The sequence below is a fragment of the Agrobacterium sp. ST15.16.055 genome, from assembly GCF_027956555.1.
GTDB classification, from domain to species: Bacteria; Pseudomonadota; Alphaproteobacteria; order Rhizobiales; family Rhizobiaceae; genus Agrobacterium; species Agrobacterium salinitolerans.
Map to the genome: position 1 here is coordinate 110,406 of NZ_JAQKGN010000014.1, position 14,146 is coordinate 124,551.

General features: G+C 58.6%; 12 protein-coding genes. 3 read left to right on the forward strand and 9 right to left on the reverse strand.

Going from position 1 to position 14,146, the window contains the following annotated elements; translation table 11 throughout:
- Positions 1-125: 125 nt before the first annotated feature.
- From PL599_RS18475 to polA, 8 genes are all read right to left on the reverse strand, one after another.
- The gene (locus PL599_RS18475) at positions 126-1,631 is read right to left on the reverse strand and encodes a tripartite tricarboxylate transporter permease (RefSeq protein WP_142914269.1); all 1,506 of its coding nucleotides are present in this window, start codon (positions 1,629-1,631) and stop codon (positions 126-128) included.
- Between the two features lie 9 nt (positions 1,632-1,640).
- Positions 1,641-2,102, reverse strand: coding sequence for a tripartite tricarboxylate transporter TctB family protein (locus PL599_RS18480; protein WP_269824898.1), 462 nt, complete (start codon positions 2,100-2,102; stop codon positions 1,641-1,643).
- Between the two features lie 100 nt (positions 2,103-2,202).
- Positions 2,203-3,186, reverse strand: coding sequence for a tripartite tricarboxylate transporter substrate-binding protein (locus PL599_RS18485; RefSeq protein ID WP_077984628.1), 984 nt, complete (start codon positions 3,184-3,186; stop codon positions 2,203-2,205).
- Positions 3,187-3,383: 197 nt separating this feature from the next.
- The gene (locus tag PL599_RS18490) at positions 3,384-4,730 is read right to left on the reverse strand and encodes a sigma-54-dependent transcriptional regulator (RefSeq protein WP_269824899.1); all 1,347 of its coding nucleotides are present in this window, start codon (positions 4,728-4,730) and stop codon (positions 3,384-3,386) included.
- Positions 4,727-6,529 carry a sensor histidine kinase gene (locus PL599_RS18495; protein WP_269824900.1) on the reverse strand — a complete coding sequence of 601 codons (1,803 nt, stop codon included), beginning with the start codon at positions 6,527-6,529 and terminating at the stop codon, positions 4,727-4,729. The genes PL599_RS18490 and PL599_RS18495 overlap by 4 nt, the downstream gene beginning before the upstream one ends.
- A 186-nt stretch (positions 6,530-6,715) precedes the next feature.
- Positions 6,716-6,901 (reverse strand): 50S ribosomal protein L32, encoded by a 186-nt coding sequence (rpmF, locus tag PL599_RS18500; RefSeq protein ID WP_003507205.1) that lies wholly within the window; start codon positions 6,899-6,901, stop codon positions 6,716-6,718.
- 171 nt (positions 6,902-7,072) lie between these two features.
- Positions 7,073-7,813 carry a DUF1868 domain-containing protein gene (locus tag PL599_RS18505; RefSeq protein WP_269824901.1) on the reverse strand — a complete coding sequence of 247 codons (741 nt, stop codon included), beginning with the start codon at positions 7,811-7,813 and terminating at the stop codon, positions 7,073-7,075.
- A 75-nt stretch (positions 7,814-7,888) separates the two neighbouring features.
- Entirely contained in the window at positions 7,889-10,873 is a 2,985-nt protein-coding gene (gene polA, locus PL599_RS18510; protein WP_269824908.1) for a DNA polymerase I, read from the reverse strand.
- A gap of 90 nt (positions 10,874-10,963) precedes the next feature.
- Between polA and PL599_RS18515 the strand changes: the two genes are divergently transcribed.
- The 3 genes from PL599_RS18515 to PL599_RS18525 all read left to right on the forward strand — a co-directional run bounded on the left by PL599_RS18515 (position 10,964) and on the right by PL599_RS18525 (position 13,653).
- Positions 10,964-11,344 carry a hypothetical protein gene (locus PL599_RS18515; protein ID WP_149742733.1) on the forward strand — a complete coding sequence of 127 codons (381 nt, stop codon included), beginning with the start codon at positions 10,964-10,966 and terminating at the stop codon, positions 11,342-11,344.
- Positions 11,345-11,660: 316 nt separating this feature from the next.
- Positions 11,661-12,095, forward strand: coding sequence for a MarR family winged helix-turn-helix transcriptional regulator (locus PL599_RS18520; protein WP_269824902.1), 435 nt, complete (start codon positions 11,661-11,663; stop codon positions 12,093-12,095).
- Positions 12,096-12,261: 166 nt separating this feature from the next.
- On the forward strand, positions 12,262-13,653 hold the full coding sequence (locus PL599_RS18525) for a dipeptidase (protein WP_269824903.1): 1,392 nt from the start codon (positions 12,262-12,264) through the stop codon (positions 13,651-13,653).
- 202 nt (positions 13,654-13,855) lie between these two features.
- Here PL599_RS18525 and PL599_RS18530 read toward each other — a convergent pair.
- On the reverse strand, positions 13,856-14,146 hold a 291-nt coding region (locus tag PL599_RS18530; protein WP_271359557.1), incomplete at its 5' end, for a hypothetical protein.

The window sequence follows — 14,146 nt, forward strand, 5'->3', positions numbered from 1 at the left end:
CCTTGGGCGTAAAAGCTTGGGAGTCAACCATATGTCGCTTTGGTGAAGCAAATTCGTCATGGCGATCCGGAAACGAAAAAAGCCGGCGGTGTTTCCATCGCCGGCATCCGAGTCTTTGGCATTCCTCAGTCTTCTTCTACGAAAACCTCTTCGCGTTTCTTCTTCACGCTGGGCAGAAAGACGACGATCAGCACGGCCAACGCGATGAAAAGCAGGGTGGCGCTGATCGGCCGGGTGACGAAGGTCGATGGATCGCCACGCGACAGAATCATGGCGCGCCGCAGGTTCTCCTCCAGCAGCGGACCGAGCACGAAGCCCAGCAGCAACGGTGCAGGTTCGCAGCGCAGTTTCACCAGCACATAGCCAATGAAGCCGAAGAAGGCGACGGCATACAGATCGAAGACGTTGGAATTGACGCTGTAGACCCCGATGGCACAGAAGGCCATGATGATGGGGAACAGCACGTAATAGGGTACCGTCAAGAGCTTCACCCACAGCCCGATCAAGGGCAGGTTGAGGATGACGAGCATCAGGTTGCCGATCCACATGGAGGCGATGATGCCCCAGAACAGCGCCGGCTGTTCGGTCGCAACGTTCGGACCCGGCACGATACCCTGAATGATCATCGCGCCAATCATCAGCGCCATGACCGGATTGGCGGGAATGCCAAGCGTGAGCAGCGGGATGAAGGAGGTCTGCGCACCCGCGTTGTTTGCGGATTCCGGACCGGCCACCCCGGCCACCGCGCCATGCCCGAATTCTTTTGGGTTCTTGGAGACGCGTTTTTCAACCGTATAGGATGCAAATGCCGCAAGGATGGCACCACCACCCGGCAGAATACCGAGTGCCGAACCGATGACAGTGCCGCGCAACACCGGACCGATCATGGCCTTGAAGTCCTCCTTCGACGGCATCAGGCTGCTGACTTTGGCGATCAGCACAGAGCGGGTCCGCTCGTTTTCGAGATTGCGCAGAATCTCGGCGATACCGAAGACGCCAACGGCCACAGCCACAAAGTTCAGACCGTCGGCATATTCGCGAATACCGAGAGTGAAGCGCGGCGTGCCGCTGTAAATATCCGTGCCGACCAGACCGAGCAGCAGGCCGAGCACGACCATGGCCAGAGCCTTGACGATGGAGCCATGGGCGAGCGCAATGGATGAGACGAGGCCCACGACCATCAGCGAGAAATATTCCGCCGCGCCGAACTCCAGCGCGATCGCCGTCAAGGGCGGCGCGAAGATCGCCACAAGGAAGGTGGATACCGTGCCGGCAAAGAACGAGCCGATGGCGGCGATGGCAAGAGCAGCCCCCGCCTTGCCCTTGCGCGCCATCTGATAGCCATCGATGGCGGTAACGGCAGAGGAGGATTCGCCGGGCATGTTGATCAGGATGGCCGTGGTCGAGCCGCCATATTGCGCGCCGTAATAAATGCCGGCGAGCATGATCAGCGACGAGACCGGTTCGAGCTGGAAGGTAATCGGCAGCAGCATGGCGATGGTCGCCGTCGCACCGATGCCGGGCAGCACGCCGATCAAAGTGCCGAGCAACACGCCGATAAGGCAGAAGAACAGGTTTGCCAGCGAAGAAGCCGTGACGAAACCGAGAGCGAGATTATCGAGCAAATCCATCACGGCACCTCAAAATTTAAGCCACGGACCGAAGCGCTGGAACGGCAGGCCGAGACCGTAGTTAAAAACAGCGACGGAAAAGACCGTGATCGCCGCGGAAAGAATGACCGCCATGACCGGGCTCATCTTGTGCGAGGCGAAGGAAGCGATGAGGGCGCTGAAAAAAAGTGCCGGAACGAAACCGAGACCCCGGACAGTGAGGCCGAAGAAGATCGGGGCGGGCAGAATGAAAAATATCCCCCGCCAGGCAATCGCGCCGATAGCCTCACCCTGTATGCGCGTGGACCGCATGAATATCACCCCACCGAGCAGGACCAGAATGATCGCCAAAACAAGCGGGAAATAGCCGGGTCCCATTCGGAATGCGCTCCCAATCTCCAGCCCATAGGACTGCAGAGCAAAAAATGCGCCAAGCCCGATAAAAATTGCCCCGCAGACTGCTTCGGCAGGGTCAATAAAAAACGACTTCATGAAAGATGCCCCTCCACTGCGGCCGGCAACCCACCGTCCCGCGCGTTAAATCGATGGCAAAAAACCGGCGGCATGACGCCGCCGGTAATTCTTTCAGCCATCAGTCGGCATATTGGCCGGCAGCTTCGATCACCGGCTTCCAGCGGGCGATTTCGCTTTCAAGCTTGGCCTTCAGCGCCGCAGGCGTCGCATCGCTTTCAGAGGAAGGCGTGGTGCCGAGTTCAGCAAAACGAGCTACGACATTCTCGTCCTTCAGCGCGGCCTGCAGCGATTTGGAGAGCTTTTCGTTGATTTCGGCAGACGTGCCCTTCGGCGTATAGATGCCGTGCCAGATACCTACTTCGAGCTTCGGCAGGCCTGCTTCGACAACCGTCGGCACATCCGGAAGCACGTCCAGCCGCTTGGCCGTGGTTACGGCATAGGCTTTCACGGTTCCGCCCTGAATCTGCTTGGTGGTGTTGGTGGTCTGGTCGCACATGATGTCGACCTGGCCGCCGAGAAGATCGGTCATGGCCGGACCTGTGCCCTTATAGGGAACGGTGACAAGCGGTGTCTCTATGGCGCTCATGAACAGCATGCCGCACAGATGCGAGGCGGCGCCGATGCCGGCATTGGCGACGGTCACCTTGTCCTTGTTCGCCTTGGCATAGTCGATCAGACTTTTCAGATCCGTCGTCTCGAGGGTCTTGCGCGACAGGATGGTCATCGGCACTTCGGTGACCAGACCGACATATTCAAAGGCGTTCAGCGTGTCATAGGCGAGCTTGCGGTAGAGCGTGGCGCTGGTCGCCATGCCGATATGGTGGAGAAGAACGGTATAACCGTCCGGATCGGCCGATGCCACGCGACCAGCACCCAGCGTGCCGCCTGCGCCGCCGACATTTTCGACGATGATCTGCTGGCCGAGGTCCTTCGACATGGATTCAGCGACAAGACGCGCGACCGTATCCGTGGGGCCGCCAGCGGAAAAGGGCACGACCATAGTGATATTGCGCTCTGGATAGTTCTGAGCGGATGCGGACAGCGCAAAAAGGGAAACGGCAGCGGCAGCAGCAAGGCCGGTGACTGTCTTCAGTATTTTCATCGATTCCTCCCGGATGAAAATGTTCGCCACTTCAGCCGCGCATGCTCCTCCATGGCGACCGGGGTGAGATATTTGCGATCCGGGATCACCGTTCAGCAATGGCGGTCTTGTCGTGCGGTGCGCTTTTATTGCCATCCCGGACGGCAATGGGTGGATTTCTACCCATAAGGAATGATCTATGGGTGGAAATCCACCCATCAGACCTCGGTCATGTGCCGGCGCAGGCCGTATTTCTGCATTTTTTCGTACAGCGTTTTGCGCGAAATGCCGAGATTTTCATAAACGGATTTCAGATTTCCGCCGTGCACGGCGATTGCGTGTGCGATCAGGCTTTTTTCATAAGCCGCAACCCGTGTGGCAAGGGCCGCTTTTCCGTCATCATGAAACGGCAGGGAGGCTTCGGACACATCGCTTTCCAGACCGAGAACGAAACGGTCTGCGGCATTGCGCAGTTCACGCACGTTGCCCGGCCACTCACGCAGGGAGACGGCCGAAAGCAGACTTTGCGGCACCTCCATGTCTTCCCGCCCGTAGCGGGCAGCGGCTTCCCGCACGAGATGCAGGAAAAGTAACGGTATATCTGCGCTGCGCTGCGAGAGCGACGGCACGAGAAGTGTCGCCACGTTGAGCCGATAAAGAAGATCCGCACGGAACCGACCGGCCGCGACTTCCTGTTCCAGATCGACCTTGCTGGTGGCGATAAAACGGACATCGAGTTCGACCGTTTCATTCGAGCCGAGACGGGTAATCACCCGTTCCTGCAAGACACGCAGGAAGCGGCCCTGCAATTCGAAGGGCATGGAGCCGATCTCATCCAGCAATATGGTGCCGCCGCGAGCATGTTCGAACTTGCCGTAGCGCGGGCGCAGCGCACCGGGGAAGGCGCCTGCCTCATGACCGAACAACTCGCTTTCGATCAACGTCTGCGGAAGGGCGGCGCAATTGATCGCCACGAATGGCCGGTTGGCCCTGGCGCTGATATCGTGAAGCGCGCGCGCCACGACCTCCTTGCCGGCGCCCGTGTCACCGACGATCAACGTATCGGCGTCCGTCGCACCGATAGCGCGGATACGATACCGCAGATCGACCATGATCTGGGTTCTGCCGGGTAGGCGTGTTTCGAGATCGTCATGCTTGCCTGCCACCGCCTTGAGACGGCGGTTTTCCAGCACCAGCGCCCGCCGATCATTGGCCCTTTTGATGATGCCGGCGAGATATTGCGGCGTGAACGGCTTTTCGATGAAATCATAAGCGCCGTTGCGCATGGCGTTGACCGCGAGCTGCACATCGCCATGGCCTGTCATCAGGATGACAGGTATCTCCGCATCAAGCTCCCGCACCTTCTGCAGCAGCGTCATGCCATCCATGCCGGGCATCCGGATATCGCTGACCACCACGCCGTCGAAGCTGTAGCCGATGAGTTCGAGCGCATGTTCGGCGCTTGCGAGCATGGTGACGTCACAGCCTGAGAGCTCCAGCGCCTGCGCCGTGGAAAAGCGCAGCTCTTCCTCATCATCGATCAACAGAACCCGCGACATGGTCATTCCGCAGCCGCCTCCACGCGCCACGCGGCGGCTGGCAATTCGATCTCGAACTCCGCCCCGCCGTCTTCATGGTTTCTGACGCGCAGCTGGCCGCCAAAATCCTTGATGATATTATAGGATATGGACAGGCCAAGACCGAGGCCGCGCCCCACGCCCTTGGTGGTGAAGAAGGGATCGAAAATGCGTTCTGAAATCGCCGCCGGCACGCCCGGACCGCGATCACGAATGAAAATCGACACCGACTGGCAGTGCTGCACGGCCCGCAGCGCAATGCGGCGTTCCTCGCGTCCCTCCACCGCATCGGCAGCATTGGAGATGATGTTGACGAGCACCTGCTGCAGCCGCACCGGGCCGGCTTTCACGGCAAGCGGAACCCGACCGAGATCCACATCCAGCACCGCATCGGCGGCCTTCAGCCGCGCGCCGACGATTTCGAGCGTATCGCGAAGGACGGCTTCGAGACTTACCGCGGCCGTTTTTTCATTGGGTTTACGGGCGAAATTCCTGAGATGTTTGCTGATGGAGGCCATACGGTCGATAAGGCCCGAAATGCGCCTGAGGTTTTCTGTCACCTCCTCCAGCCGTCCCCGTTCCATGAGAAGCGAGGCGTTTTCGGCATAATTCTTGGCGGCTGCGAGCGGCTGGTTGAACTCATGCGACAACGCCGCCGACATCTGGCCGAGCGCTGCGAGCTTGCCCGCCTGCACCAGCTCGTTCTGCATCTTGCGCAACTGTTTTTCCGTCTGGCGGCGCTCGGCGACTTCGTGTTCGATCTCCTGATTGACCCGCGCCAGATCGGCGGTGCGCTCCTCCACCCGGCGTTCCAGCTCCGCCTGCGCCTCCGCCTGATGGGTCAGGCGTTCGCGCAGACGACGACGCCTTTGCAGCATGGCGGCGATGAGCGCGGCAGCAAGACACAGGCAGAGGATGATGGCTATCATCGCCGTCTTCACCTGCGTTCGGAGGGAACCCGTGTCCATCAGCACACTGACTGTCCAGCCCGCGTCGGGCATCGGCTGCGACAGGACCATATATTCCCTTTCACCGTCATTTTGGCTGATTGTCATCAGTTGATGGGAGCCAAAATTGCCGTTTTTCACCGGCAACTCCTTCAGCGTTGCATTGGCGTAGCGGCGAGAGGTCTCCGTGCGCGCCAGCCTCTCGGGCGTCAGCGGCATCAGGCCGGAATAAAGCCATTGCGGCGTTCCAGTCATGAAGATGATGCCTTCCGGGTCCGATACCAGAATTCGGTTCTCGCCATTGCCGAAGGAGGCTTCTATGCCTTCAATGTCGACCTTAAAGACGATGACGCCCTTGATCTCCTCATTAAAAAGGATGGGCGCCGAAAAATAATAGCCACGCTTGTGGGACGTGGTGCCAAGCGCGAAGAACCGCGACTGGAAACCTTTGGCGGCGTCCTGAAAATAGGGACGGTAGCTGAAATTCTCACCGACGAAGCTGGTCGGACCATCATAGTTGCTGGCGGCGATTGTCTCCCCATCCAGCGTGATGATGTAAATATCGGAGGATTCCAGCAGGGTGTTGATGGATTTGAGATAGACATTGGCGCGCTGGCGCAGTTCGGCATCCTTGGGATGTGCGACCAGTTCCTCAATGTCGTCATGATCGGCGATCAGAGCCGGCAGCGGCTCGTAGCGGCTCAAAAGCCCGCCGAGGGCGGAAACGGCCAGCCGCAGAGTGGTGCGGCCCTGATCGGACATTTCGCCGAAATAGCTTTCCGCAATAATGCCGCCACCTCTGGTCACGGCGCCATAACCGAGACCCAGGCTGAGAAGCATCAACAAAATCCAGCGATATTTCACCGAAGCTCCCCGCCTTTTGCAGGCATCGAAACCTGCTCTCTCTAAAAGAGTGTAGGAGGAGTGGCCGAATTTTCCAAGTGAGCGGAAAAGACAGCAGAACGGCCCTCAAAACAAAAAACCGGCCACGGGGGCCGGTTTTTGCATAGATGCTTTCAGAAAAGCTTATGCGCTTTCCTTCGGCGTCAGAACCTGACGGCCGCGATACATACCGGTCTTCAGATCGATATGGTGCGGACGGCGCAGTTCGCCGGAGTTCTTGTCTTCAACGTAGGTCGCAGACTTGAGACCGTCAGCCGAGCGGCGCATACCGCGCTTGGACGGGCTTGTTTTTCTTTTTGGTACAGCCATTTTTGTTACTCCACTTAAGCGGCGAAACAACGGAACCGGCCAGAACCAAAGGCCGAATGTCGGATGTCTCGATATCGGAAATTTGGCGCGCTTATACATGCCCAAACGGGCTTTGACCAGCCCTGATGCGCATTTTTTCCGATTCAGGGAAATCAGCGCGGCAGGCCTGTCTCAGATATCGGGAATCACAGGCGCGGGTTTATCGAAAACAACGAGTTCCTTGAAGTGGTTCATATCCTTGAATTCACAGAAAGCTGGCGGTCGCATCTCTATGACCGGCGCGGCAGCGCGCAGTTTTTCAAGTTCTTCATCCAGCATGGCCTGCCAGCGCGGCAGGGATTCCGGCTCGAACCAGCTGATGATGTAAGACAGGGTGATGTGAAATTCGTAGGTTTCATGATCCGGGTGGCGATAGCCGAACAACTTGGCAAATTCATCCCGCCAGAGAGCCACGATCCGGTCATCCTCGGCCGTAGCACCCTTCATGACAAGGCCCGTCGGGCGCAGGCCCGTCACCTGCATGCTGAATGCCGGCAGGACCGGAAAGGCGGAGAGCCGGTCGCGATAATAATCGGTCATCACGTCAATCGGCGTATCGAGAGGAATGTTTTCCGGCCAGTAGGGCAAGGCGCGGCGGAACTCGATGATGCCCTGAAACACGGTCATATGCAGGCTGGAAATCGGCGTGAAGGCAAGCTGCGACGCCTCCGGCATGTCCAGAAAGCGCTGGCGGGTTGCGATGATCGCTTTTTCGGTCTGCGATCCGCTGGCGAGATGGCTTACAACGGTATTGCCGGGCTCCGGCAGAAACTCGCCATCCGCATTGAAGCGGCTGCCGAGATGGCGCGGCGGCTGATCGTGGTTGGCGACGGAAATATAGTCGAGATCTTTCGAGACCAGCGGGGCGTGCATGGGAAACTCCTTGTGAGACGTTTCCCCTAGTCCCCGCACGCGACAAAGTAATGACATCCGCCGCTCATTGACCGATCAATGCGCCTCATCCCAATTGTCCGCCGCGCGGGCGTCCACTTTCAGCGGCACCCTCATGGAAATCGCCGGCATGGCCGCATTTTCCATGACGGAGACGACGACCGGCAGGGTCTTTTCGATTTCCGCTTCCTCGACTTCGAAGATGAGTTCGTCATGCACCTGCAAAAGCATGCGGGCGGAAAGCTTTTCCGCCTCCAGCGCCGGCTCGATGCGGACCATGGCCCGGCGGATGATATCGGCGGCCGAGCCCTGGATCGGCGCGTTGATGGCCGCGCGCTCATTGAAGGCTTTTACCGAAGGATTGGAGGAGCGGATTTCCGGATAATGGGCGCGGCGGCCAAAAATCGTCTCGACATAGCCGTTTTCGCGCGCGAAGGCTTTGGTCGCTTCCATGTAATCGCGAATGCCGGGAAAACGCTCGAAATATTTCTTGATATAGTCGCCTGCTTCGGAGCGGGCGATACCAAGCTGATTGGCGAGACCGAAGGCGGATATGCCGTAGATGATGCCGAAATTGATCGCCTTGGCGCGGCGGCGCACTTCCGACGGCATGCCTTCAACCGGCACGCCGAACATTTCCGATGCCGTCATGGCATGAATGTCGATGCCGTTTTCAAAGGCGTTCCGAAGCTGCGGAATATCGGCGACATGGGCAAGCACGCGCAGTTCGATCTGGCTATAGTCGGCCGACAGAAGCTTGTGACCGGGCGTGGAAATGAAAGCCGTGCGGATCTTGCGGCCTTCCGCTGTGCGAACCGGGATGTTCTGAAGGTTCGGCTCCGAGGAGGACAGGCGTCCCGTGGTGGTGGAGGCGAGCGCATAGGACGTATGCACCCGCTTCGTCTCGGGATGGATATATCCCGGCAGCGCATCTGTATAGGTCGATTTCAACTTCGTCAGCTGCCGCCAGTCGACGATCTTGCGCGGCAGTTCGGCACCTTCCGCTGCCAGATCTTCCAGAACCTGCGCCGATGTTGACCATTGGCCGGTCTTGGTTTTCGAGCCGCCGGGCAGACCCATCCTGCCGAACAGAATATCGCCGAGCTGCTTTGGCGATCCGATGTTGAAGCGCTCGCCCGCCAGTTCGTAGATTTCCTCTTCGAAGCTTGCAGCCTTCTGCGCAAGTTCGCCGGAAAGGCGTGACAGGATTTGACGGTCGACGGTGATGCCGCGCTCTTCCATATGCGCCAGTACCGGCACGAGGGGGCGTTCCAGCCGCTCATAAACCTTGGTCAGCCGTTCCGAGACGAGCCGGGGCTTAAGCGCCATCCACAGCCGCAGGGTAACGTCGGCATCCTCAGCCGCATAGGCAGTTGCCTTGTCGATGTCGACAAAATCGAAGGTGATGCTCGACTTGCCCGATCCCGCCACGTCCTTATAGGCGATCGGCGTGTGACCCAACCAGCGTTCGGACAGCGTATCCATGCCATGCGTCGTCTTGCCGGCTTCGAGCACATAGGAAATCAGCATCGTATCGTCGAAGCTGCGCATAACCACACCGTGGCGTTTCATCAGCAGGTAATCGTATTTGAGGTTCTGCGCGACCTTGAGGACAGCCTCGTCCTCAAGCAGGTCCTTCAGACGCTCCAGAGCTTCGGCAAAGGGCACCTGCCCTTCGGCGAGCTTGATGCCATCACTGAAGAGATCGCCGCCGGAACCGGTCTTGTGCGTCAAGGGAACATAGGCGGCCCGGATATCGGTGCCCGTGGCATCCTTGCCGTTATCGGCAATGGCCAGAGAAAAACCGACAAGTTCCGCCTGCATCGGGTCGAGCGAGGTCGTTTCCGTATCGAAGGCAACAACACCCGTCTCCCGGGCCGCCGCGATCCAGCGGTCGAGCGTGTCAAGGTCCCTGATCGTCAGATAGGCGGTCGTATCGATCTTGGCGGCGGAAAAAAGCGCCTGTCGCGCTGTGGCAAGATCGGCGGGCGCGCTGCCTTCACCTGTTGCTTTCCTTGGCGGAGCGCCCGTCGCGTCAGCGGCCGCTTCGCCAACCTTAACGACGGCGGCAGACGGCGCATCCAGATCGGGACCATGGGCTTCGGCGCCCCATTGTACCGGCACATTGGCGGCATCGATGGCGGAAGCGTCGGTTTCGGTCGCCTCGGCAACCCGGCGTGTCAGCGTCGTGAACTCCATCGCTTTCAGGAAGGCGATCAGTTTCGGGCCGTTCTGTGGTTCGAGCACCAGCGCTTCGAGAGACTGATCCAGCGGAACATCGGTCCTGAGTGCCACGAGCTGTCTAGAAAGGCGGGCAAGCTCCGCATTGGCGATGATATTTTCCCGGCGCTTCTGCTGCTTGATTTCGCCTGCCCGCGCCAGCAGTGTATCGAGATCGCCGTATTCCTCCAGCAATTGCGCCGCCGTCTTCGGGCCGATGCCAGGAATGCCAGGAACATTGTCAGTCGAATCGCCCGTCATTGCCTGCAGGTCGATCATCTTTTCCGGGCCTACGCCCCACTTCTCGACAACGTCCGGAACGCCGATCTGCTTGTCCTTCATGGCGTCGTACATATGTACATTAGCCGTGACGAGCTGCATCAGATCCTTGTCGGAGGAGATGATGGTGACATCGGCTCCGATCGCCTCGGCCTGCCGGGCATAGGTGGCGATGATATCGTCCGCCTCAAAGCCTTCCGTCTCAATGCAGGGAAGGTTAAAGGCGCGCGTCGCCTCACGGATCAGGCCGAATTGCGGCACCAGATCTTCCGGCGGCGCGGTGCGATTGGCCTTGTAGAGATCATAAAGTTCGTTGCGGAAGGTCTTCGATGAATAGTCGAAAATCACCGCAAAATGGGTCGGCGTCACGCCGACATCGGTATTGCGCGCATCCTTCAGCAGCTTCCACAACATGTTGCAGAACCCGGAGACGGCGTTGACCGGCAGCCCGTCCGACTTGCGGTTCAGCGGCGGGATTGCATGGAAGGCCCGGAAAATGAAACCGGAACCGTCAACGAGGAAGAGATGATCGCCTTTTTTCATGGGTAGCATGGATAGCGCGCCGAAGGCGAAAGGTCTATCGTCGAGATCAGATGCGAGGCTATATCTTTGATGATTTCTAGGGAAAAGCCGATGTCCAAAGATTCGATAATTAAAGCCTATTTTGGAGTAGTTCTTCTCACTGCCATCGTCGCGACCGCATCGTGGTTACAAGGCGATCAGGCAACGACGATTTTTCAGAAAGCTCTTGTGGCGCCGCTTTATCTTCTGGCAAGCAAGGGTTTGCGCTGCTTTTTTCCGGAAACCCTTGACTTGGAACGCAGTATCCATGGAACTGCGGAGTTCCATTTCCTTAACTCAGCAGTCATTGCCGCGTTCCTTCTATTGGTCCTCCACCCTTTGGGCGACATTGGTGATCAGCTTGTGTTCTTCGTTTTCTTCGTGCTGCTCGCCGGTGCAGCCAATTTCGCGATTGCAATGCGCGCAAGACACAAAAATGACGAGCGTGCCTGAACATCGCTTCACCTTACCGATTTGTAATCCGCCCTTCCCTTGAAAAGCCGCATTTGCAGACACATTTCATGAGGGACGGCGCCTGATCACGCCGTAGTCTGATAGCTGGCTCGTCCCCCGCCGCGTCAGACCGGACAAAGGCCTTTCCCCCTCTCCGGGCCTTTGTCCTCCAATATGACCGCCATGGCCGACCCCTCCCGGCCATGGCGGTTTTGTTTTATGCACTATTTCGGTCTGGCTTAAACATATCATGCGATATATATCGCGCTATCGAATTGCCGGGCTGAGCCGGCCGTGATGCTTTATGGGCGGAAGAATGGGTTTTTCCCGGGACGAATCGGCAATCTATCTCGCTTCGAGAATGGCGCGGGAATTCACCATGGCGCTGCAGAAAAGAGCCGCCGCCCTGGGTTTCTCGCCCGGGCAATTCCCCATCCTCATCGAACTCTGGCATGAGGACGGCCTGACGCAGCGGCAAGTGCTGGATAGGATCGATGTCGAACAGGCGACGCTCGCCAATACGCTCTCGCGCATGGAGCGCGATGGGCTGATCGTCCGCAAATCCCATCCAAGCGACCGCCGTGCCCAGATCATCGAACTGACCCAGCGCGGCAGGGATCTGGAAGCCAACGCCATTGCCGCCTCCGAAGCCACCGAAGATGCGTTGCTCAAGGATTTCCGGCGTTTCGAGAGGCAGCTTCTGCTGGAATATATGCGCCGGGCGATCGAAAGCGCCAAAAAAGCGAAATAGCATTTACAGCCCGAAACCGCTTCGCACTTTCCCTGAACTGCTCTATCGTTCCGGCGGCCGCACGTTTGCCGATTCACGACGCGCCGGCCCCCTTGTTTCCCGCGATGCGCGATGCCCGGATGTTTCGTCTTATCGCCGGGTCACGACAGACATGACAGGATCATCGATGACAGACGTTTCCCCCATTCTTTCCACCGCCGACGACAATCTCACCTCCAGCCTTGAGCGGCTGTTCGAACTCGTGCGCATCCCCTCGATTTCGACGGACCCCGCCTACAAGGCGGAATGCCGCAAGGCGGCGGAATGGCTAGTCAGAACGCTTTCGGCGCTCGGCTTTACGGCTTCCGTCCGGGATACGGCCGGCCACCCCATGGTCGTTGCGCATCACGATGCGGCCACCAAGGACGCGCCGCATGTGCTTTTTTACGGCCATTATGACGTCCAGCCGGTCGATCCGCTCGAGCTGTGGGAAAACGATCCGTTCGAACCCGCCGTCAAGGATATCGGCGCCGGCCGGCAGGTGATTACCGGACGCGGAACGGCGGACGACAAGGGCCAGCTGATGACCTTCGTGGAAGCCTGCCGAGCGTACAAGGCTGTCAATGGCGGCCTGCCGGTGCGCGTTACCATTCTTTTTGAAGGCGAAGAAGAATCCGGCTCGCCGTCACTGAAGCCATTCCTCGAGGCCAATGCGCAGGAGTTGAAGGCCGATTATGCGCTGGTCTGCGATACCGGCATGTGGGACCGGGATACGCCCGCCATTGCCGCAGCCCTTCGCGGCCTGGTCGGCGAAGAGATCATCATTACTGCGGCTGATCGCGATCTGCATTCCGGCCTTTTTGGCGGCGCCGCCGCAAACCCGATCCACATCCTCACCGATATCCTTGCCGGACTGCATGACGAGACGGGCCGCGTGACGCTTGCCGGTTTTTATGACGGTGTGGAAGAAACCCCTGCCAACATCAAGGCCTCCTGGGAAACGCTTGGCCGCACGGCGGAAGCCTTCCTCGGTGAAGTCGGCCTTTCTGTTCCCTCGGGCGAAAAGGGCCGTTCCGTGCTGGAGCAGACCTGGGCGCGCCCGACGGCGGAAGTCAACGGCATTATCGGCGGTTATACCGGCGATGGTTTCAAGACCGTGATCGCCGCGAAAGCCTCCGCCAAGGTGTCGTTCCGCCTTGTCGGCGAGCAGAACCCCGCAGCCATTCGCGACAGCTTCCGGGCCTATGTGCGATCCAAGATTCCGGCCGATTGCTCCGTGGAGTTCCACGAACATGGCGCATCACCGGCCATCCAGCTGTCCTACGATTCGCCCGTGCTCACCAAAGCCAAGAATGCGCTTTCGGAAGAGTGGCCAAAACCCGCCGTTGTCATCGGCATGGGGGGCTCGATCCCGATCGTCGGCGATTTCCAGACGATGCTGGGCATGGATTCGCTGCTTGTCGGCTTCGGCCTGACGGACGACCGCATTCACTCGCCGAATGAAAAATACGATCTGCAGTCCTTCCACAAGGGCATCCGCTCCTGGATCCGCATTCTGGACGCGCTCGCGGCAAAATGACAAAAAAAGAGGAAGCACGGTTACCCGGCGCTTCCTCCCTTTCCGTTTGCTCATCGCAAAAAAAAGGCCGGGCAAGCCCGACCTTTCCATCCGTTTTCCGTCAATGCCAGTACATCCGTGGTCAAAGCGTTCAACGGTGATGTTCCAGAGCGCGTCCACTTTCATGGCCGCTGCATTTCACCATCAGGATCGGCTGTTTCGGTTAATCTTTGGTTAACGCGATAACAGCGGCACTTTCAAAAATGCCCGTCTGACAGCTCTCATCTGAAACACTGTTGAACCATATATTGGTATGCGCTCGCGCCTTTTCAAGGCCCGCCCGTTCGCCGCGCCTTTCAAAAGAAAAAGGCCGGAAAAATCCGGCCTCAGACCGCTGACAAACCCGTCGATATTTTCGGCGGGTTTTTTCTTTTTCGGGATGATGACGTTTTATTGTCGTCTTTTGCGGGTGAACGGGAGATAAGATGAGCCTCGTTTCCTCATCCCCAGGCGG

Bases quoted from the DNA above. Each gene is read 5' to 3' on its own strand.
- PL599_RS18505 (WP_269824901.1), bottom strand. From the start codon at position 7,813: ATGCACGCCCCGCTGGTCTCGAAAGATCTCGACTATATTTCCGTCGCC.
- rpmF (WP_003507205.1), bottom strand. From the start codon at position 6,901: ATGGCTGTACCAAAAAGAAAAACAAGCCCGTCCAAGCGCGGTATGCGC.
- PL599_RS18485 (WP_077984628.1), bottom strand. From the start codon at position 3,186: ATGAAAATACTGAAGACAGTCACCGGCCTTGCTGCTGCCGCTGCCGTT.
- PL599_RS18490 (WP_269824899.1), bottom strand. From the start codon at position 4,730: ATGACCATGTCGCGGGTTCTGTTGATCGATGATGAGGAAGAGCTGCGC.
- PL599_RS18475 (WP_142914269.1), bottom strand. From the start codon at position 1,631: ATGGATTTGCTCGATAATCTCGCTCTCGGTTTCGTCACGGCTTCTTCG.
- PL599_RS18520 (WP_269824902.1), top strand. From the start codon at position 11,661: ATGGGTTTTTCCCGGGACGAATCGGCAATCTATCTCGCTTCGAGAATG.
- PL599_RS18495 (WP_269824900.1), bottom strand. From the start codon at position 6,529: ATGCTTCTCAGCCTGGGTCTCGGTTATGGCGCCGTGACCAGAGGTGGC.
- PL599_RS18525 (WP_269824903.1), top strand. From the start codon at position 12,262: ATGACAGACGTTTCCCCCATTCTTTCCACCGCCGACGACAATCTCACC.
- PL599_RS18515 (WP_149742733.1), top strand. From the start codon at position 10,964: ATGTCCAAAGATTCGATAATTAAAGCCTATTTTGGAGTAGTTCTTCTC.
- polA (WP_269824908.1), bottom strand. From the start codon at position 10,873: ATGAAAAAAGGCGATCATCTCTTCCTCGTTGACGGTTCCGGTTTCATT.
- PL599_RS18480 (WP_269824898.1), bottom strand. From the start codon at position 2,102: ATGAAGTCGTTTTTTATTGACCCTGCCGAAGCAGTCTGCGGGGCAATT.